This window comes from Streptomyces sp. NPDC101776 (assembly GCF_044766845.1).
GTDB lineage: Bacteria > Actinomycetota > Actinomycetes > Streptomycetales > Streptomycetaceae > Streptomyces.
In genome coordinates this window covers 326,360-344,108 of record NZ_JBIWMV010000006.1, presented here as the reverse complement: position 1 = coordinate 344,108, position 17,749 = coordinate 326,360, and the positions used below count along the sequence as shown (strand labels likewise).

The window sequence follows — 17,749 nt, the reverse complement described above, 5'->3', positions numbered from 1 at the left end:
AGGCTGGGCCGGCGCGGAGAGGGAGAGATGCCGTCAGGGGTGCACATCCACAATGTGCGCGGCCAGTTGTTCGAAGCCGCCGAGCGCGTCCTGCTTCGGGACGGGCCCGACGCGCTGACCAGCCGGGCGGTCACGGAGGAGGCGAACTGCGCCAAGGGAGTGCTGCACCGGCACTTCACCGACTTCGACGCTTTCCTGGCGGAACTGGTTCTCGACCGCGTCCGCGGCATCGAGGACCGAACCACGACTCTGCGCGCGGCCGCCGGCACCGGGAGCGTGGTGGACAACCTCGCCGACGCGCTGCAGGACCTGTTCGGTCCGGTCACGGTGGCCGTCGTCGCGCTCATCATCTTCCGTGACGGCCTCCGCGCCCGACTGCGCGAGGCCGGTCTGACCGGCATCCCCCTGGCCGTACAGGGCACCGCCATGATCGCCGCCTACCTCACCGCCGAGCGGGAGTTGGGGCGCCTGGCCGGCGATGCCGACATCGACACCCTCGCCCCCACCCTCGTCGGCGCCGGGCACCTGCTGTTCGCCGACCGGGCAAGCGCCCCGCCGCAGACCGCCGCCGTCCGCAAGATGGTGACCACCGTCATCGCCGGCGCCTCGCGGCCACCTCGGTCGTGACTGGCTGCGAACGACTTCTCCGGCCTCAGCGGTACGAAGTCTCGCCCGCACCGAAGCCCAGCCGAGCGGCGACTGACGGATCACCGACCGAGGGAATCGCACTCCCATCTCGCATGGTTTTTCAGCAACGCGCTCCTTCATCGGAGCGCGAACGACGCCCGCTGCTGCCACCCTTTCCCGTCGTGGACCATCAGATCGACCGACGACACACGGCCGGTGACGGGAAGCCGGCCGCGAAGATCCGCCTCGGCCTCCTTCAGTACGGCGTCGTCCTGCCCCTGGGCGATGGTCAGATGCGGGACGACCTCGTCGAACCGCCCGCCGAACGGCGGGGCTTGCGGCCACCGGTCTACGATCGCCTGGGTGAGCCGGCGGAACGGGAGGTCCGGTTCCGGGACGAGATACACGATCCCCGGGAATCGCCCGCAGCTTCGGGAGTACAGGGTCGTGACGTTGTGGATCCGCGCCTACGACGGCGAGAGCGACATCTGGTCGTACTTCGAGCTCGACGACGAGGAATGGGCGCTACGGCACGTCGACCTGCAAGGACTTCAGCGCCGGCCCGTGACCGCAGCCTTGCTGGCGGAGGTCATCGAGATCCGCGACCACGGCGACCTCGCAGCCATGGCCTCCTACGAGCGGCAGTACGGCGTCCTCGCGGAAGGCACCCTGCACGGCTGGCGAGAAGCGGACGGCGCTGCCGAGATCACCCGCCGGGAATTCGAGTCGACTTGGGTCGCTGCGCGAGAGACCCTCGACGCGAATCGCACCGAGGAGACGAGTTGATCACGGAGTACCAGCAGAAGCTGCGCGAGCGCTACCTCGCCGCCCCCGTCCTGCCGACCCCGGAGCCGTGGCAGCCGGTGCTGGACCGCAGAACGCCCATCGGGGGCCTTCTCGGTATCGGATTCGCCGTTCATCCCGACAGCGGCCACGACCTCGTCATGGTCGTGTCCAGCGACGGCCACGGACTCTTCGACGCGGTCACCGGCGAGAAGATCGCCCGCGACAGGGACCCTTACCTCGAAACGAGCACTCCCGACGCCCACCCGGACCTCGCCTGCCCCGGGCTCGGCCCGATCGCGGGCGCCCCGGTGCGCATCGCCGGTCTCTTCGGCGGCGGCCTTCACAGCACTACACCAGACGGCTGGACCCTGGACATCGTCAGCCCCGAGTGGCCCCACGACCGCGTCGTCCTCTCTGCCGACGGCGGGTCCCACAAAGGCCCGGCGGGAGGGACGTGGTGGCACATCTTCCACTCCGAGTACTCGGAACTCCGCGCAGCCGGGTTCTCTCCCTCCGGCCTGACCCTGGCGGTCGCCACCAGCAGTGACCTCACCCTCTGGACCCGACCTGAGTTCCGCTTCGACGACTGAGCGGACATCGGCACCGCACGAGAGAGGACGACAGATGGACCGGGCGGAACTCGCCGAGATGCTGGGCGACCAGACCACGGCCTGCGAACCCGCCAGAGCGGCGCTTCTCGACGGAGGCGACTTCGTCGTATGGGACGGCCGCGTTCCCGGTCAGGAGCTTGCCGGCATCTACGGGGCACGCCTCCGACGGGCGAGGAAGCGAGGCACTGAGACTCTCGCCTTGCCGTCCACCGTCGACATCCTCACAGGGCTCGAAGCCGCTCAGGTCAGGATCGGCTGCATCTTCTCACCGGACCGGACGTGGGCCTTCATGCTCTTCCTCGCCGACGACGCCGACGCAGTCCTCGCCTGCACGGGAGTCCGCCGAGCTGAGCGGTGACAGTTGTCCTGCTCAAGTGACAACCCTCGTGCTCAGACACACTCGCCGTCACCACAAGTGGCATGGCACACTTTTGCAAGCAGGTGCTTGCAATAGTTAGCGCGGGTGGTGCAAGGTGGAGGCATGGCAACGCTCAACGTCGGCAATCTAGGCGAATATCTCCGTGAGCAGCGGCGCAACGCGCAGCTGTCTCTGCGGCAGCTCGCCGATGCCGCCGGGGTGTCGAATCCGTATCTGAGTCAGATCGAGCGCGGGCTGCGCAAGCCGAGCGCGGAGGTGTTGCAGCAGGTCGCCAAGGCGCTGCGGATCTCCGCCGAGACGCTGTATGTGCGAGCCGGCATCCTTGACGCGGAGCGGGACCGGGACGAGGTCGAGACGCGTGCCGTCATACTCGCCGATCCCACGCTCACCGAACGGCAGAAGCAGGTGCTGCTTCAGATCTACGAGTCCTTCCGCAAGGAGAACGGGTTCGAGATCGCCGACGGGGACGAGGAGAGCACCCCAGGCACGACGGACGGCAGCGACGCCGGACCGCGGGAGCGGACGGCCGGTCAGGGCGACGGCGACGAGAGCGCCGGGCAGCACAAGACGGCCGGATGACCGCGGACGTGCACGACAAACCCTCAACTGATAGCGACCGGGAGGACCATCACCATGGCCATCACCGATGACCTGCGCAAGACCCTGAGCGACCCCACCCCCCTCTACTTCGCCGCCGGCACCGCCGACCTCGCGCTCCAGCAGGCCAAGAAGGTCCCCGGCCTGGTCGAGCAGTTGCGTGCCGAGGCGCCGGCCCGGATCGACGCCGTGCGCGGCACCGACCCGAAGGCCGTGCAGGAGAAGGCCGCCGCCCGTGCCAAGGAGGCCGGTGCCAAGGCGAAGGAGGCAGGCGCCAGGGCGAAGGAGGCGCAGGAGACCTTCCAGACCAAGGTCAACGACTTCATCGCGTCCCTCGACGGCGACCTCAAGAAGCTCGGCAGCACGTTCGACGCCGACCTGAAGAAGTTCGGCGAGTCCGCCCAGGACTTCGCGCTGCGCGGTGTCGGCGTCGCCGCCGAGTACGCCGTCAAGGCCCGCGAGACCTACGAGAAGGTCGCCGAGCACGGCGAGCAGGCCGTGAAGACCTGGCGCGGCGAGGCCGCCGACGAGATCGAGGAGCTGGCCGTCGCGGTCGAGCCCGACCCCACGCCGGTCGCCGAGCCCGTCGTCGTGAAGGTTGCCGAGCCCGCTCCGGCCCCGGCCGCCCCGGTCAAGAAGCCCGCCCCCAAGCCCGTTGCGAAGAAGGCTCCGGCGGCCCGCAAGACCACCGCGAAGAAGACGACTCCGCCCGCCAAGTAGCACGCGGGCACGGATACGCATACGGATACGGGCCGGGCACCTTCGGGATGCCCGGCCCGTTCTACGGGTACGGTGGCGGCGTAGACGTCGGGAAGGAGCGGGCTGTGAGCAGCATTCTGGTGTTGGGCTTCGCGGGGTTCATGGGGCTCCTGAAGATTCTCCTCATGGGCCTGGCCGCCTTCGGGCTGGCCGACGCCGCGTTCCGGCGCGAGGACGCCTTCCGCGCCGCGGGCAAGCAGAACAAGGTCTTCTGGCTGATCATCCTCGGCATCACCCTCGTGGTGAGCTACCTGTTCTCGGTCCTGGCGATGCTCCCCATCGCCGGCGCGGTCGCGAGCATCGTCTACATCGTGGACGTCCGGCCCGCCGTGAAGCAGGTCTCGGGCGGCGGCGGCCGCCGCTCCGGCGGCTCCAGCAGCGACGGCCCCTACGGCCCGTACAACGGCGGCCGCTGAAACACCCGCTGAACCAACACCCGGCCCTACGGCCGGGAAGCCCGGGCTACGGCGTGCGGTCCAGCATGACCACCGCCACGTCGTCCGTCAGCTCGCCGCCGTTGAGGTCGCGGACCTCGTTCACCGCCGCCCGGAGCAGTTCCTCGCCCCGCAGGCCCTCGGCCAGTTGGCGGCGGACCATGGCCACCATGCCGTCCTGGCCGAGCCGTTCACGGCGGCCCTTGCCGACGTGGCCCTCGATCAGGCCGTCCGTGTAGAGCATCAGGCTCCACTCCGCGCCCAGTTCCACCTGCATCCGCGGCCAGCGGGCGCCGGGGAGCAGGCCGAGAGCGGGGCCGTTGTTGTCGTAGGGGAGAAGTTCGGCCGGGCGGCCGGGGCGGGCGAGCAGCGGGGACGGGTGGCCGGCCAGGCAGAGGCCCGCGCGGCGGCCGTCGGGGGCGATGTCGACCGTGCAGAGCGTCGCGAAGATCTCGTCGTCGGCGCGCTCGTGCTCCAGGACCTGTTGCAGTGTGCCGAGGAGTTGGTCGCCGCACAGGCCCGCCAGGGTCAACGCCCGCCAGGCGATGCGGAGTTCCACGCCGAGCGCGGCCTCGTCGGGGCCGTGGCCGCAGACGTCGCCGATCATCGCGTGCACGGTGCCGTCGGGGGTGCGCACGGTGTCGTAGAAGTCGCCGCCGAGCAGTGCGCGGGAGCGGCCGGGGCGGTAGCGGGCGGCGAAGTGGAGCTGCGAGCCCTCCAGGAGGGGGGTGGGCAGGAGGCCGCGTTCGAGGCGGGCGTTCTCCTGGGCGCGCAGCTTGGACTCGGTGAGCTTGCGCTCCGCGCGGTCGGAACGTTTCCGCTCCACCGCGTAGCGGATCGCGCGGCTGAGTAGCCGGCCGTCCAGCTCGTCGCGGAAGAGATAGTCCTGGGCGCCGACCCGGACCGCCTCGGCGCCGCGCTCGGTGTCGCCGGACGCGGTGAGGGCGAGGACGGCGTGGTGGGGCGCGATCCGCAGGACGTGTCTGAGTACGGCGAGCTCGTCGTCGGTGCCGTCGGCGGCGCGGCCGGGGGCGGGCAGCGCGAGGTCGAGCAGGATGCAGTGGACGTCGTCGGTGAGCAGCCGCTCGGCCTCGGTGAGGTTGCGGGCGGTGCGGACCCGGATCGGTTTGCCGGTGGGGTCGAGCAGCTCGGGTACGACGGGGGACCCGCCCGGGTCGTCCTCGATCATCAGCAGGGTGAGGTGACCGGCCGCCGGGGTGCCGTGGGCGGGGCGGTGCGTGGCCTCGGCCGTGCTGCCGCCGGTGACCGTGACGTCGTCGTCGGCCTCGTCGGCCGTGCCCTGCGTGCGTGGGGCCTCGGTGGCTCCGGAGACGGCCTCCGGGCTGTCCGCGGGCATGTCTGCGGAGGGACCGCCGATTACGGGTGCCGTAGGTGCGACGGGTGCGGCCTGTGCCGGCGTCTGCGCCTGACCACTTTCCGCGGCCGGGATCGCTCTCTGCCGCGGTATGGGTGCGGGCATCGTCCTGGTTCCTTCCCTCCCCCCGAGGGCACGGTGGGGCGAGGGACCTCGACCCACCGACGGGGACCATAGCGGTAGTGGGCGCCGTAAAGGAATGGTGTGAGGCAGGTCGCCTGGCAGGCGGCCACAGTCATATGCCGTGTCCTGTACCGCAGTTGGGCAACAGGGCGCCGGGGGCGGGATGACGAAGGTCACGCCGGGCGGGGGTTTGGGGCGGATGGGGCGTGGGCCAGGTCACGTGACCCGGGTTACCCGCCGAAACCTCACCTGCCGACCGGACAAGTCATGCATCCGGGCGCACAACGCCCAATATCTTCATCGAACCCGCTCCCGCGACCGTCACCGTCCGCCCCGGCCGCGGGGCGTGGATGATCGCGCCGTCGCCGATGTACATGGCGACATGGCTGGCGTCGTCGAAGTAGATGATCAGGTCGCCGGGGCGCATGTCCTTGACGGCGACGTGCGGCAGTTGCCGCCACTGCTCCTGCGAGGTGCGCGGGATCGGGTCGCCGGCGCTCGCCCAGGCCTGTGAGGTCAGCCCCGAGCAGTCGTACGACGACGGGCCCTCGGCGCCCCACTCGTACGGCTTGCCGAGCTGGGCCGTCGCGTAGGCCACGGCCGCCTTGCCCGCGGCGGACGCCTTCCCGGTGGCGTCCTTGATCGCGCCGGTGTCGAGCCAGGCGGTCTGCGCCTTCAGCGCGGCCTGCTGCTCCAGCTTGGCCAGCCGCTGCTTCTCCTGCTTCTCCAGCTGGGACTCGAGCTTCTCGGCCGCCGCGATCTGGGTCGTGACCTTCTTCTTCGCGGTGGCCTTGGCCAGTCGGTTCTTCTCCAACTGCTGCCACTGGGCGGAGGCGTCGGCGGTGTACTGCTTCAAGTCCTGCTGGGTGCGGGTCAGTTCCGAGATCAGGCCCTTGGTGGCGCGCTGGCCCTGGAGCACCCGGCCGGCGCCGTCCAGGAACGCCTGCGGGTTGTCGCTCAGTATCAGCTGCGCCTCGTCCGGGAGGCCGCCCGTGCGGTACTGGGAGCGGGCCGCGGCACCTGCGCGGTCCTTCAACTCGTCCAGTTTCTCCTGGCCCTTGACGATCTTCTTGGCCAGCTCGACGATCTCGGCGGACTGCTTCTGGGACTTCTCCTCGGCCGCGTTGTAGGCGTCCGTGGCGACGGCGGCGTCGTGGTAGAGCGCGTCGAGCTTCGCGCGTACGGCCTCAAGGTCCTTGTTGGTCACGGGAGTCGGGGTCGCGGTCGGAGTCGCGGTCGGGGTCGCCGAAGGCGTGGGACTCGCGAACGCGGTGCCGGGTGCGCCGAGGACGGTGACCGCGCAGACGACCGCGATGGCCGTCGTGATCAGGGCTCGCCTGCCCGCTCCCATACCCCTGCCCCCACATCTGCCGTTTCTGATTGACCGTCAGTAACTTACGGACGCCTGGGGGATCGTGCCATGTCCGCACAGAAAACGACAGAGGCTGTACTTCCCGTACTTCTACCCTTTCCTTCCAGGTCATGACGTGGCACGACCTGTCATGGCGATCTCCCCGCCCGTTGTGACGAACGGCCGCCGGAGATCGTTCCCCGCAGATCACCCGCGCGCCGGGATTCACCCCCGTGGGGCCAACGCCCGCCACTCCACGGTCACTTCGCCCTGCCGCCAGCGCACCGGCCCGTCCGTCACCGGCCAGTCGGCGGTGAGGTCCCGCACCGCGCGCATCCAGCGCTGGCGGGCGCCGTAGGAGGCGTAGGGCGCGGCGGCGGCCCAGGCGCGGTCGAAGTCGCGGAGGAAGGCGTGCACCGGTTCGCCGGGAACGTTGCGGTGGATGAGGGCCTTCGGGAGGCGTTCGGCTAGATCGGACGGCCGCTCCAGTGAACCGAGCCGGGCCGCGAAGGTGACCGTGCGCGGCCCCTCCGGCCCGAGCGCGACCCAGACGTGCCGTCGCCCGATCTCGTCGCAGGTCCCCTCGACCAGCAGTCCGCCCCGGGAGCCCCCGCCCGCCGGCGCGAGCCGTCCGCACAGCCGCGCCCAGACCTCGGCGACCCGCTCCTCGTCGTACTGCCGCAGGACGTTCGCCGCGCGGATCAGCGACGGCCGCCGCGACACCGGGATCTCGAACCCGCCGTGCCGGAACACGAGCCCCTCCCGCTCGTACGGTTTCGCCGCCGCGACCCGCGCGGGCTCGATCTCGACACCGACCACGCGCGCGTGCGGCGCGACGGTACGGAGGCGCGCAAGCAGCTCTACGGCCGTCCAGGGGGCGGCCCCGTACCCGAGGTCGACGGCGACGGCCTCACCGGCCCGCCGCAGCTCGGCACCGTGCGTCGCCGCGATCCAGCGATCCATGCGACGCAGCCGGTTGGGGTTGGTGGTGCCGCGGGTCACCGTGCCTTCGGGGCGGGTGGAGGCGCGGGCTGTCATAGGTATGAGGGTAGGCGGGGGCGGAGGTGCGGGGGATGGGGTGGGGTGGTGAGGCGTTCGGTGGTGTCTGTGTGTTGCCGGGGCGGGCCGGGGTGCGGGGGATGGGGTGGGGTGGTGAGGCGTTCGGTGGTGTCTGGGCGTTGCGCGGACGGGCCGGGGCGCGGGGGGCGGATTGCGGTGCCCAGGAGTGTGGTCGTGTCTGGGCGTTGCCCGGACGGGCCGGGGTGCGGGGGGCGGATTGCGGTGCCCAGGAGTGTGGTCGTGTCTGGGCGTTGCCGGGATGAGTCGGGGGTACGAGAGCGGCTCGCGGTGTCGAGGTGTGCGGGGACGGGGCACGGTGGCGAGGTATGCGGCGCTGCCCATGCGTGGCCACGGCTCGGCACGGGGCTGGGGGACCGGTCGCGGTGCCGGTGGCGGCCGTGGCGCGGGGTGCACCGGGCCACGGCCGCCACCGTGCCGATGCCGCCCGGTGCCGCGTGTGTGCTGCCACGAACGGTTTCCGTGTCGCCGCCTTGAACCTTGAACCTTGAGCCGGGCCGGACCTCGCTGGTGCCTGCCCCGCCACGACGGCATCCGTGCTTCGTCATGACGGGCGCGGTGTCGACGCGCGGACCGAGCCCTGCGCCGCCCCACCGCCGGTTGCACCAGCAGGGCTGACGCGGAGGTTCCGGCGAACCCGGAGTGAGGCTTCCGGCCGGGCCCGAGCAGAGTTTCCGGCCGGTGCACGCGAGGAGGCCTCCGTGTACGAGCGAGTTCCGTGCACGCAGAGGAGGGGGCTCCCGCCCCGCCGCCCGCCAGGTCAGCCGGAGTTGCGAGCCGCCCTGCGGCGCAGCGCGACGACGATGCCGCCACCCGCCGCAACCAGGGCGGCCGCGGTGCCCGCGAACGCCGTGGTCCCGTTGCCGGCGCCCGTCTCGGCGAGGTGGGTGCCGCCGCCCGCGGGTGACGGGGCGCTGCTCACCGCGGGCACGGGGCTGCTGCTCTCCGCGGAGGAGGGGCTGGAGGACGGCTCCGACGACTTCGAGGGCTGTGCGGACGCAGACGCAGACGCAGACGCAGACGTGGAGGCGGAGGCGGACGCCGAGGCGGAGGCGGAGGCGTCGCATGTCACGTCCGGGACGACGACCATCGGCGTGATGTCGTCGTCGACCTGGTCGCCCGCTTTGACGTGGACCCGGAAGGTCTGGCCGGGGGCCCAACCGTGTGGATCGAGGTCGACGCTGACGCCGTCCGCGGTGGGGTGCTCGATGGTCTCGGTGTCGAGCAGCCGCTCGCCCCCGGGCATGCTCAACTGCAGGTACAGGCTGACTGTGGCCGGCGTACCGCTCGCGTCCTTGTCCGTGACGCGGATGACGCCGTTGCCCTGGGCGTCGCAGAGGGGGACCGCGGTGAAGTCGCCGATGGTGCAGGCGAGCGCGGTGTGGGCGGCGGCGAGGGAGAGCGCGGCCGCGGCGGTCGAGGTGCCTATGACACGGGCCGCCCTGGCGGCACGAGGGGAGAGGGACACGCTTGTCCTTAGGTCGAAGGGCCCGGGACCACGTCGTAGAGTCCGAGCGCCCAACACGTCTACAAGCCCTGTGACCTCGCTGTCAAAGGTTGTATCGCCGCAGGTCAAGAGGTGGTGAAGGGGTGGTCGGCGACAGCTCCGCGAGCGGTCAAACGATGGTCATGCACATGGCCCGCCTGTCCCGCACCCCTCCCGCACCCCTCCCGCGCCCCCTCCCGCGACCCCTCCCCCGACCGATCATGCGACCGTCCGCACGGACGCCCGCCCCGCGACCCCCGACGACCTGCCCGGTACACCAACCGGCCACGCACCAGCAGCTCGAACGGTTGAGCGACGATGGGTAATGCCTCGGCAAATTCCCCATGCGCAGGAATGAGAATCCGGCCCCCTGGCGTTGCACCCCCTTGGAGGGAACCCCACGCCCTCCCTCAGCCATGCCCGCAGCGAGGAGGAACGCCACGTGAGCCAGTACGGCAGCAGGCTCGGCCGGCGTTCCCCGGCCACGTCCGCCCGGCTGCGACTGCACCGCAAGCCCCGCCGTGTCGCCATGCTCTCCGTGCACACCTCACCCCTGCACCAGCCCGGCACGGGCGACGCCGGCGGCATGAACGTCTACATCGTGGAGCTCGCGCAGCGCCTCGCCGCGATCAACATCGAGGTCGAGATCTTCACCCGCGCGACCACCGCCGTCCTCCCCTCGACCGTCGAACTGGCCCCCGGCGTCCTCGTCCGCCACGTCGACGCGGGCCCGTACGAAGGCCTCGCCAAGGAGGAACTCCCCGCCCAGCTCTGCGCGTTCACGCACGGAGTGATGCAGGCATGGGCCGGCCACCGCCCCGGCTACTACGACCTCGTCCACTCGCACTACTGGCTCTCCGGCCACGTCGGCTGGCTCGCCGCCCAGCGCTGGGGCGTCCCCCTCGTGCACGCGATGCACACGATGGCCAAGGTCAAGAACGCCAGCCTGGCCGACGGCGACACCCCCGAACCGGCCGCCCGCGTCATCGGCGAGACCCAGATCGTCGCCGCCGCCGACCGCCTCATCGCCAACACGGCGGAGGAGGCCGACGAACTCGTACGGCACTACGCGGCCGACCCCTCCAAGGTCGCCGTGGTGCACCCGGGCGTGAACCTCGAACGCTTCCGCCCGGCGGACGGCCGAGCGGCGGCCCGGGCCCGCCTCGGGCTGCCCCAGGACGCCCTGATCCCGCTCTTCGCCGGCCGCATCCAGCCGCTGAAGGCCCCGGACGTGCTGCTGCGCGCGGTCGCCGTGCTCCTCGACGAGCGGCCCGAACTGCGCTCGAACATCGTCGTCCCGGTAGTCGGCGGCCCCAGCGGCAGCGGCCTCGCCAAACCCGAGGGCCTGCAGAAGCTGGCCGCCCGGCTGGGCATCGCGGACGTCGTACGGTTCCGGCCGCCAGTCGGACAGGAGCAGCTCGCGGACTGGTTCCGGGCCGCGTCCGTGCTGGTCATGCCGTCGTACAGCGAGTCCTTCGGACTGGTCGCCATAGAGGCGCAGGCGGCCGGTACGCCGGTGCTCGCGGCCTCGGTCGGCGGCCTCCCGGTCGCGGTGCGCGACGGCGAGACCGGCTTCCTCGTCCAGGGTCACGACCCCGCCGCGTACGCGCGCGTGCTGGAGGAACTCGCCGACGACCCCCACCTCGCGCCCCGCATGGGCGAGGCCGCCGCCCGGCACGCCCAGTGCTTCGGCTGGGACACCGCGGCCGCCGCGACGGCGGACGTCTACGCGGCCGCCGCGCAGGCCCACCGGCGTCACGTACGCTCGCACCATGGCTGAGACAGCGGACCAGGACCGGGCGGCGCAGGTCATCGGGGGTTTCCTCAAGGGCGCCGAACTCGACTGGGAGAGCCCGGAGTTCGGCTCGTTCGTCGTGCAACTCCCCGGCACCCGCAAGCTGTCGACGACCCTCTCCCTCCGCGTCGGCCGCCACTCCCTCTCCCTCAACGCCTTCGTCATCCGCCACCCCGACGAGAACGAGACCGGCGTCCACCGCTGGCTCCTGGAGCGCAACCTCAAGCTGTACGGCGTGAGTTACGCCGTCGATCAGCTCGGTGACGTGTACGTCACCGGCCGCCTCCCGCTGTCCGCCGTCACCGAGGCCGAGATCGACCGTCTCCTCGGCCAGGTCCTGGAGGCCGCCGACGGCAGCTTCAACACCCTGCTGGAGCTGGGTTTCTCCTCCGCGATCCGCAAGGAGTACGCCTGGCGGGTGGCGCGCGGGGAGTCGACGCGGAATCTGGACGCGTTCACCCATCTGACCCAGCGGCCGACCGACTGATCCTCTGCTGATCCCTTCCCGACCTCTTCCCCACCAAAGGGGCTTCGTGGCATGCTCACCGCCAGCACATTTCTGAACGTCGTTCACATCCATGAAGAGCCGCGTGGGAGGACGTACATGAGCCGCACCCGTTTCACCAGCCTCAGCAGACGAACCCTGCTCGGAAGCGCGCTGGCTCTGGCGGTCCCCCTGCCGCCCCCCGGATCGCACGGCCAAGTCCCGTCCCTCTGGCGGGAGTTCACCCGCACCCCGTACACCCACCCGCAGATCCCGTACATCGGCGGCGCGGGCGCGCGACGCCACCCCCGCCCCTCCCGGGTCCTCGACGTCCGCAGTTACGGCGCCGTGGCGGACGGCACGACCGACTCCGCCCCCGCGATCAACCGTGCCATCGCCGCTGCCGGTCGGGCCGGCGGTGGCACGGTCCACCTTCCGCCCGGCACCTTCCGCATCGACGACGTGATCCGCGTCGGCCACTCGAACGTGCTGCTCAGGGGCGCGGGCAGCGACCGTACGAAGCTCTACGCGACGCGGAATCTGACCGAACTCATCGGCGTCTACGGCTCCCGCTACGGCGGCGACAAGTCGTCCTGGTCCTGGGCGGGCGGCCTCATCTGGCTTGCCCCGACGGCCCGTTGGGACTCACTGGTCGCCGCGATCCGGGCGAAGGCCTGGCCCTTCGAGGGCTGGACCGGCAACAGGCGTGACGAATGGCGGCAGTTGACACCGATCGAGCCGGCGCGGCAGGGCGCGTGGACGGTGCGGGTGGCGGACGCCTCCCAACTCAGGCCCGGCACCCTGGTGTTGCTCCGCCTCGCCGACGACACCGGCCACACCCTCCTCCAGCACATGGCGGGCGGCGGCCCCGGCCCCGAGGCGTACTACTGGGACGACAAGACGAAGCTCCTGTCGTACGTCCCCTACGAATGGCCCGTCCGCATCGCACACGTCCACTGCCGGAAGGTCACGCTGGAGCGCCCGCTGCCCCTCGACCTCCGCCCCGAGTGGAGCCCCCAATTCACCACCCACGTGGAGGAGTTGACGGGCTCCGGCGTCGAAGGCCTCACCCTGGAGGCGGTGGAGACCCCACAACAGCCGCACCTCCTCGACAAGGGCTACAACGGGGTCGTCCTCCAGTGCGCCTACGACTGCCGGGTGGACGATGTGACGGTCCGTCATGTCGACAACGGCTTCGGCCTGGTGGCCGCCTCGGCATGCACCCTGCGCGGTACGACCGTGTCGGGCCGGGGCTCCCACCACCCCTACTTCTGCCGCGAGGGCTCGCACGACAACCTCATCGAGGACTTCACGATCGAGGAACGCACGGTCCCGGCCCCGTCCAACACCCAGCTCCACGGCATCAACGTCGAGGGACTGTCCTCGTACAACGTCTGGTCGCGCGGCGACATGCGCATGGGCACCTTCGACAGCCACCGCGGCCTGCCCTTCGCCAACGTCCGCACCGACATCACGGTCAACAACAACGGCCGCCACGGCGGCGACGCGAACGCCGGCCCGCTGTTCGGCGCCCGCTTCACCCACTGGAACATCCGTGTCACCAACGGCCGCGCCGGCCTGATGAAGATCGACCAACTGGCGCCGTACAGCGCCACGGTGGGCCTGAACACGGTCACCGAGTTCGACCAGATTGACGTCCCCGACTTCACCGGCGACCTGCACTCCCGCCTGGAGCTCTACGGCACGACGGAGGTCGTACGGCCGCGGAACCTGTACGAGGCGCAGCGGGAGCGGTACGAGGCGCGGCGGGACCTGTGACTCAGGTGCGCCGGAGGACGTCGTAGCCGATGAAGTCGAACATGCGGGTGCCGGGCGGCAGTTGGCGTTGCCGGCCGGTGAAGCGGTGGGCGCCGACGGCCTGGGGGATCGAGGGTTCGGAGACCCACAGTCGCTCGAAGCCGCGTTCCTCCAGCCAGGCGCAGACCTGCGGGACGAGGTCGGTGGCCATGTCGCGGCTGCGGGTCCATACGAGCGTGCCGCCCGTCCGGCACAACGCGGCGCAGTGGTCGAGGAGGCGTTCCACGTCGGCGTCGGTGATGTTGCCGAGGACGCCGCAGGCGAGGACCAGGTCGGCGGGGGCGAGGTCGGCGTACTGGTCCGTCAACGAGGCGTCCCCGGCGACGACTTCGACACCGGGGAGGTGGGCCGCCCGTGCGGATCGCGTCGCGTCGGCGACGTTCCGTTCGTCCAACTCGACCAGCCGGGCGCGGACTTCGGCCCCGCGCGGATGGTCGGCCAGCACGCCGATCAGGTCACGGCCCTGCCCGGCGCAGAGGCTGATCGCGGTGAGGGGGCCCGGCGGGGCGGTGTCGAGGGCGAGCCGGAGGCGTTCCTGGATCAGGGCCAGGCGCCGACTGAGGTAGGAATCGGGGGAGTCGTAGCAGTCGTGCCACTCGTGCCAGTCCATGCGGGGAACCTAGCCACGGAGTCGATCTCTGTCGCGTGAATAACGCCCCGGTGTGACGCCCACCAACTTCCGGAAATGGCGGGTGAGATGGGACTGGTCGTAGAACCCGGTCACCGTCGCCACCTCGCCCGGCGGTCGGCCGTCGAGGAGGAGCCGGCGGGCGCGGTCGACGCGGCGGGACATCAGGTACTGGTGCGGCGCGATGCCGTACGCCCCGCTGAACGCCCGTACCAGATGGGCGGGATGGGCGTGCACGAGCCGGGCGGCCTCGTCGAGGGCGATGCCCTCCGTGACGCGTTCGTCGAGGAGTTCGCGGAGGGCGCGGGCGAGGACGGGGTCCTCGGCGGGGGTGGGGGCGGACGGCCGTAGGTGGGCGTGCAGTCGTTCGGCGATGAGGGTCAGCCGGCTCTCGGCCTCCAGCTCGTCACCGGGGTGGCCGAGCGCGGTGTGCAACTGGCCTACGCGCAGCCGGAGTTCGGGGTCGCGGAGGTCCGGCCGGTCGACCGCGGAACCGATGAGGCCGTCCGGGAGGTGCGTGTCGTCGAGATAGAGGACGCGCTTGCGGAAGCCGTGCGGGGTGGCGGGGGAGCCGTTGTGCGGCACGTGCGGGGGGAGCAGTGTGACCGTGTCGTGCGGGGTGCCGTGCTCGTGCCGGTCGAGGTCGTACCGTACGGCTCCGTCGTCCACGATCAGCAGCGTCCACGCGTCGTGCACGTGCATCGGGTACGCGTACTCGGTGAAGTGGGCGTGGAAGACCTCGACGACACCGGGGATGCGGGGCCGCCAGGCGGATACCTCCTGCTGGGGGCGGCCTGGACCGTGTTGGCCCGGGCCCTGCTGCGGGGCCACGCAAAGAACGTACAAGACGGGGGCGCGGGGCGGTCGCCAGTCTCGACGTATGAACAGTGAACCGGTGCGCTTCGACACCAAGATCGCCGTCCTGCTGCGGGACGACCTTGAGCCCTGGCAGCGGCTGAACGTCACGTCCTTCCTGGTCAGCGGCCTGGGTACGCAGGTCCCAGAGGTGATCGGGGAGCCGTACGAGGACGCGGACGGGGTGGCGTATCTGCCGATGTTCCGGCAGCCGGTGCTGGTCTTCGAAGCGACGAAGGAGGTCCTGGTGGCGGCCCACGCGCGAGTTCTCTCCCGCGCCCTGCCGCGCGCGGTCTTCACGTCCGACCTGTTCGCCACCGGCAACGACCGGGACAACCGGGCGGCGGTGCGGGCCGTCGCCACGGCTGATCTGGATGTGGTGGGGCTTGCGGTGTTCGGGCCGCGGAACGGGGTGGACAAGGTGATCAAGGGGGCGCGGATGCATCCGTGAGGGGTGGTGGGGGTGGTGTGGTGACGGTGGCGCTGGTGGTGACGGTGGTGGTGACGGGCGCGTGGGGGATTCGGTGATCACTGCCCGTGTCGGGGGCCGGTGATGCGTACTCGTCAGCGGGCGGTGGGCGGAAGGGTCCGTGCGGGCGAACGCGCGCACGTGGGACGGCGTGACCATTTCGAGTGGCCGTCGCCGTGAGGCCTTCTGCGCGCGCCCCGGGAGGGAGGAGAGTCCTCCCCGGTGAGCCCTTACCCGGGGTGGGCCACCTGCACCGATCCATTCTTCGGCAGGGAGAGAACCATGAACCGATCCACGAAGCTGGCCCTGGGGGCCGTGGTGACGGCACTCGCCATCGGGGGCACGGTCGCGGCATCGGCCCAACCGGACCAGGTCCACCGCGCGGCGGCCACCGCCGACTGGGCCAAGGTCTCCGCGAGCGGGCACATCCTGGGCGGGCAGGGCATCCGCGGCATCAACAAGTTCGGCATCGGCCGCTACAACATCACCACGACCCACAGCCTCAACGGCTGCGCCCTCCTCGGGACCATCAACACCAACGGCGGGAGCGACCCCGGTCCGGGGTCCTCGTCCATCCTCGTCGGCCAGGTGAACGGGAACACGCTCTTCATCCGTACGGCGACGCCGTCCTCGGGCGGCAACGCGGCGGTGGACAGCGACCGGCCGTTCTCGATCACTGTGGTGTGCTGATGCGCTGAGCGGGGGGTCACCGCGGCCCGGGTGTCAGGCCGCGGTGACCTCGGGCTTGGTCTTCACCGGCGTTTCGACTCCTGCGGGTTCTGTTGCCGGTTCGGTGGCCGGAAGGCGTCGCATCAGGGCGCCGTAGCCCACCGCCGCCACCGTCCCCACGACCGCGCACATCCCCCACAGCCACTCCGCGCCGAACCGGTCGATGACGAAACCGGACATGAGCGGGGCGACGAGCGCGGCGACCGCCCAGGAGAGGGTGTACATGCCCTGGTAGCGGCCGCGTCCCTGGACCGGGGAGAGCCGGACCACGAGGCCCGTCTGGGTCGGGGCGTTGATCATCTCGCCGAGGGTCCACACGCACACCGTGAGCGCGAAGACACCGACCGAGCCGGCGAACGCGGTGAGCCCGAAGCCGTAGCCCGCGAGGAGGGACGAGACGACCAACAGGCGCTTGGCGTCGCGGTGTTCGATGAGTCGGGTGACCGGGATCTGGAGGGCGACGATGAGGAAGCCGTTGACGGCGATCGCGGTGCCGTAGTCGGCGGGGGTGAAGCCGGCCTCGCCCATCGCGACCGGCAGTCCGACCGAGCCCTGCTGGAAGACGAGGGCGACGAGGAAGGACAGGCCTACGACACTCATGAACCGCCCGTCGCGCAGGACGGTCCGCAGGCCGACCGCGTCGGCGGGCCGCTTGCCGTCGGCGTCGGTCACGACGCTCGGCCGGGACTCGGGCAGCCGTAGGAACACGACGACCGCGCAGACCGCCGTCATCCCGGCCTCCAGCAGGAACCCGGCGCGGTAGCTGACCTCGGCGATGAAGCCGGCGGCCATGGAGGAGATGGCGAAACCGAGGTTGATGGCCCAGTAGTTGAGGGAGAACGCGCGGACCCGGTCCTCGGGCCGCACGATGTCGGCCATCATCGCCTGCACCGCCGGGCGGGAGGCGTTGCTCGCCGCGCCGACGAGGAACGCGACGCCGGCGATGGCGAGCGGATCGTGCATGAAACCGAGCAGCGCCACGGACGCGGCGGTCGACGACTGCGCGATGAGGAGGGTGGGGCGGCGGCCGATCCGGTCGGTCATGACACCCGAGCCGATCGACGAGACGACCCCGCCGAGCCCGTACAGAGAGGCGACCAGGCCGGCGTAGGTGGCGGAGTAGCCGCGGTCGAGGGTCAGATACAGCGCCATGAAGGTCGAGACGAACGCGCCGAGCCGGTTGACGAGGGTGCTGGTCCACAGCCACCAGAACTCGCGGGGCAGACCGGAGACGGTTTCCCGGGCGGCGCGTCTCAGGGCGGCGAGTGACATGGATGGATCCCCCACGGTCGGACGGGTATGTGCTCGGCATGTAAGTGGCCCATGCGCCGCTCACAACTTACGAAGGGGGAGGTGCGGCGGACCA

20 protein-coding genes are annotated in these 17,749 nt (G+C 71.1%); 12 read left to right on the top strand and 8 right to left on the bottom strand.

Annotated features, from left to right (window positions below):
- The first annotated feature begins 27 nt into the window (after positions 1-27).
- The gene (locus ACIRRY_RS22250) at positions 28-627 is read left to right on the top strand and encodes a TetR/AcrR family transcriptional regulator (protein ID WP_403975317.1); all 600 of its coding nucleotides are present in this window, start codon (positions 28-30) and stop codon (positions 625-627) included.
- Between the two features lie 137 nt (positions 628-764).
- On the opposite strand, the gene ACIRRY_RS22245 is transcribed toward ACIRRY_RS22250, so the two are convergent.
- A complete protein-coding gene (locus tag ACIRRY_RS22245; RefSeq protein ID WP_403975315.1) occupies positions 765-1,034 on the bottom strand; it encodes a 2'-5' RNA ligase family protein in 270 nt (89 codons plus the stop codon).
- A gap of 40 nt (positions 1,035-1,074) precedes the next feature.
- Here ACIRRY_RS22245 and ACIRRY_RS22240 point away from each other — a divergent pair, with 40 nt between their 5' ends.
- From ACIRRY_RS22240 to ACIRRY_RS22215, 6 genes are all read left to right on the top strand, one after another.
- Entirely contained in the window at positions 1,075-1,413 is a 339-nt protein-coding gene (locus ACIRRY_RS22240; protein WP_403975313.1) for a hypothetical protein, read from the top strand.
- On the top strand, positions 1,410-2,003 hold the full coding sequence (locus ACIRRY_RS22235; protein ID WP_403975311.1) for a hypothetical protein: 594 nt from the start codon (positions 1,410-1,412) through the stop codon (positions 2,001-2,003). Before ACIRRY_RS22240 ends, ACIRRY_RS22235 begins: the two co-directional genes overlap by 4 nt.
- A gap of 34 nt (positions 2,004-2,037) precedes the next feature.
- Entirely contained in the window at positions 2,038-2,382 is a 345-nt protein-coding gene (locus tag ACIRRY_RS22230; protein WP_403975308.1) for a hypothetical protein, read from the top strand.
- A 123-nt stretch (positions 2,383-2,505) separates the two neighbouring features.
- Positions 2,506-2,982, top strand: a complete 477-nt coding sequence (locus tag ACIRRY_RS22225) for a helix-turn-helix domain-containing protein (protein WP_403975306.1) — start codon at positions 2,506-2,508, stop codon at positions 2,980-2,982.
- A 54-nt stretch (positions 2,983-3,036) separates the two neighbouring features.
- Positions 3,037-3,720 carry a hypothetical protein gene (locus ACIRRY_RS22220; RefSeq protein WP_403975304.1) on the top strand — a complete coding sequence of 228 codons (684 nt, stop codon included), beginning with the start codon at positions 3,037-3,039 and terminating at the stop codon, positions 3,718-3,720.
- A gap of 140 nt (positions 3,721-3,860) precedes the next feature.
- On the top strand, positions 3,861-4,175 hold the full coding sequence (locus ACIRRY_RS22215) for a DUF2516 family protein (RefSeq protein WP_234478590.1): 315 nt from the start codon (positions 3,861-3,863) through the stop codon (positions 4,173-4,175).
- A 46-nt stretch (positions 4,176-4,221) separates the two neighbouring features.
- On the opposite strand, the gene ACIRRY_RS22210 is transcribed toward ACIRRY_RS22215, so the two are convergent.
- The 4 genes from ACIRRY_RS22210 to ACIRRY_RS22195 all read right to left on the bottom strand — a co-directional run bounded on the left by ACIRRY_RS22210 (position 4,222) and on the right by ACIRRY_RS22195 (position 9,587).
- On the bottom strand, positions 4,222-5,673 hold the full coding sequence (locus ACIRRY_RS22210; protein WP_403975301.1) for a SpoIIE family protein phosphatase: 1,452 nt from the start codon (positions 5,671-5,673) through the stop codon (positions 4,222-4,224).
- 283 nt (positions 5,674-5,956) lie between these two features.
- Positions 5,957-7,042 carry an NlpC/P60 family protein gene (locus ACIRRY_RS22205; RefSeq protein WP_403975299.1) on the bottom strand — a complete coding sequence of 362 codons (1,086 nt, stop codon included), beginning with the start codon at positions 7,040-7,042 and terminating at the stop codon, positions 5,957-5,959.
- Positions 7,043-7,267: 225 nt separating this feature from the next.
- On the bottom strand, positions 7,268-8,080 hold the full coding sequence (locus ACIRRY_RS22200) for a class I SAM-dependent methyltransferase (protein WP_403975297.1): 813 nt from the start codon (positions 8,078-8,080) through the stop codon (positions 7,268-7,270).
- 799 nt (positions 8,081-8,879) lie between these two features.
- Entirely contained in the window at positions 8,880-9,587 is a 708-nt protein-coding gene (locus tag ACIRRY_RS22195) for an LAETG motif-containing sortase-dependent surface protein (protein ID WP_403975295.1), read from the bottom strand.
- A gap of 460 nt (positions 9,588-10,047) precedes the next feature.
- Between ACIRRY_RS22195 and mshA the strand changes: the two genes are divergently transcribed.
- The 3 genes from mshA (at position 10,048) to ACIRRY_RS22180 (ending at position 13,663) form a co-directional block, all read left to right on the top strand.
- Positions 10,048-11,385 (top strand): D-inositol-3-phosphate glycosyltransferase, encoded by a 1,338-nt coding sequence (mshA, locus tag ACIRRY_RS22190; RefSeq protein ID WP_403975292.1) that lies wholly within the window; start codon positions 10,048-10,050, stop codon positions 11,383-11,385.
- A complete protein-coding gene (locus ACIRRY_RS22185; RefSeq protein ID WP_403975290.1) occupies positions 11,378-11,887 on the top strand; it encodes a YbjN domain-containing protein in 510 nt (169 codons plus the stop codon). Before mshA ends, ACIRRY_RS22185 begins: the two co-directional genes overlap by 8 nt.
- 117 nt (positions 11,888-12,004) lie before the next feature.
- Complete coding sequence (locus ACIRRY_RS22180) at positions 12,005-13,663, top strand: glycosyl hydrolase family 28-related protein (protein WP_403975287.1); 1,659 nt, start codon at positions 12,005-12,007, stop codon at positions 13,661-13,663.
- A 1-nt stretch (position 13,664) separates the two neighbouring features.
- Here the strand turns inward: ACIRRY_RS22180 and ACIRRY_RS22175 are convergent, their stop codons facing one another.
- Positions 13,665-14,312 carry a class I SAM-dependent methyltransferase gene (locus tag ACIRRY_RS22175; protein WP_403975284.1) on the bottom strand — a complete coding sequence of 216 codons (648 nt, stop codon included), beginning with the start codon at positions 14,310-14,312 and terminating at the stop codon, positions 13,665-13,667.
- A gap of 9 nt (positions 14,313-14,321) precedes the next feature.
- Positions 14,322-15,161 carry an AraC family transcriptional regulator gene (locus tag ACIRRY_RS22170; RefSeq protein WP_403975281.1) on the bottom strand — a complete coding sequence of 280 codons (840 nt, stop codon included), beginning with the start codon at positions 15,159-15,161 and terminating at the stop codon, positions 14,322-14,324.
- A 49-nt stretch (positions 15,162-15,210) separates the two neighbouring features.
- Here ACIRRY_RS22170 and ACIRRY_RS22165 point away from each other — a divergent pair, with 49 nt between their 5' ends.
- Complete coding sequence (locus tag ACIRRY_RS22165) at positions 15,211-15,636, top strand: DUF2000 family protein (RefSeq protein ID WP_403975278.1); 426 nt, start codon at positions 15,211-15,213, stop codon at positions 15,634-15,636.
- Between the two features lie 300 nt (positions 15,637-15,936).
- On the top strand, positions 15,937-16,344 hold the full coding sequence (locus tag ACIRRY_RS22160) for a hypothetical protein (RefSeq protein ID WP_403975275.1): 408 nt from the start codon (positions 15,937-15,939) through the stop codon (positions 16,342-16,344).
- A 33-nt stretch (positions 16,345-16,377) separates the two neighbouring features.
- Here ACIRRY_RS22160 and ACIRRY_RS22155 read toward each other — a convergent pair whose 3' ends face one another.
- A complete protein-coding gene (locus tag ACIRRY_RS22155) occupies positions 16,378-17,655 on the bottom strand; it encodes an MDR family MFS transporter (RefSeq protein ID WP_403975273.1) in 1,278 nt (425 codons plus the stop codon).
- Positions 17,656-17,749: the final 94 nt, after the last annotated feature.

What these genes read in the sequence shown, in the direction of transcription:
- ACIRRY_RS22250 (WP_403975317.1), top strand. Translation starts at nt 28, where the DNA reads ATGCCGTCAGGGGTGCACATCCACAATGTGCGCGGCCAGTTGTTCGAA.
- ACIRRY_RS22230 (WP_403975308.1), top strand. Translation starts at nt 2,038, where the DNA reads ATGGACCGGGCGGAACTCGCCGAGATGCTGGGCGACCAGACCACGGCC.
- ACIRRY_RS22225 (WP_403975306.1), top strand. Translation starts at nt 2,506, where the DNA reads ATGGCAACGCTCAACGTCGGCAATCTAGGCGAATATCTCCGTGAGCAG.
- ACIRRY_RS22220 (WP_403975304.1), top strand. Translation starts at nt 3,037, where the DNA reads ATGGCCATCACCGATGACCTGCGCAAGACCCTGAGCGACCCCACCCCC.
- ACIRRY_RS22215 (WP_234478590.1), top strand. Translation starts at nt 3,861, where the DNA reads ATGGGGCTCCTGAAGATTCTCCTCATGGGCCTGGCCGCCTTCGGGCTG.
- ACIRRY_RS22210 (WP_403975301.1), bottom strand. Translation starts at nt 5,673, where the DNA reads ATGCCCGCACCCATACCGCGGCAGAGAGCGATCCCGGCCGCGGAAAGT.
- ACIRRY_RS22205 (WP_403975299.1), bottom strand. Translation starts at nt 7,042, where the DNA reads ATGGGAGCGGGCAGGCGAGCCCTGATCACGACGGCCATCGCGGTCGTC.
- ACIRRY_RS22200 (WP_403975297.1), bottom strand. Translation starts at nt 8,080, where the DNA reads ATGACAGCCCGCGCCTCCACCCGCCCCGAAGGCACGGTGACCCGCGGC.
- ACIRRY_RS22185 (WP_403975290.1), top strand. Translation starts at nt 11,378, where the DNA reads ATGGCTGAGACAGCGGACCAGGACCGGGCGGCGCAGGTCATCGGGGGT.
- ACIRRY_RS22180 (WP_403975287.1), top strand. Translation starts at nt 12,005, where the DNA reads ATGAGCCGCACCCGTTTCACCAGCCTCAGCAGACGAACCCTGCTCGGA.
- ACIRRY_RS22175 (WP_403975284.1), bottom strand. Translation starts at nt 14,312, where the DNA reads ATGGACTGGCACGAGTGGCACGACTGCTACGACTCCCCCGATTCCTAC.
- ACIRRY_RS22165 (WP_403975278.1), top strand. Translation starts at nt 15,211, where the DNA reads ATGAACAGTGAACCGGTGCGCTTCGACACCAAGATCGCCGTCCTGCTG.
- ACIRRY_RS22160 (WP_403975275.1), top strand. Translation starts at nt 15,937, where the DNA reads ATGAACCGATCCACGAAGCTGGCCCTGGGGGCCGTGGTGACGGCACTC.
- ACIRRY_RS22155 (WP_403975273.1), bottom strand. Translation starts at nt 17,655, where the DNA reads ATGTCACTCGCCGCCCTGAGACGCGCCGCCCGGGAAACCGTCTCCGGT.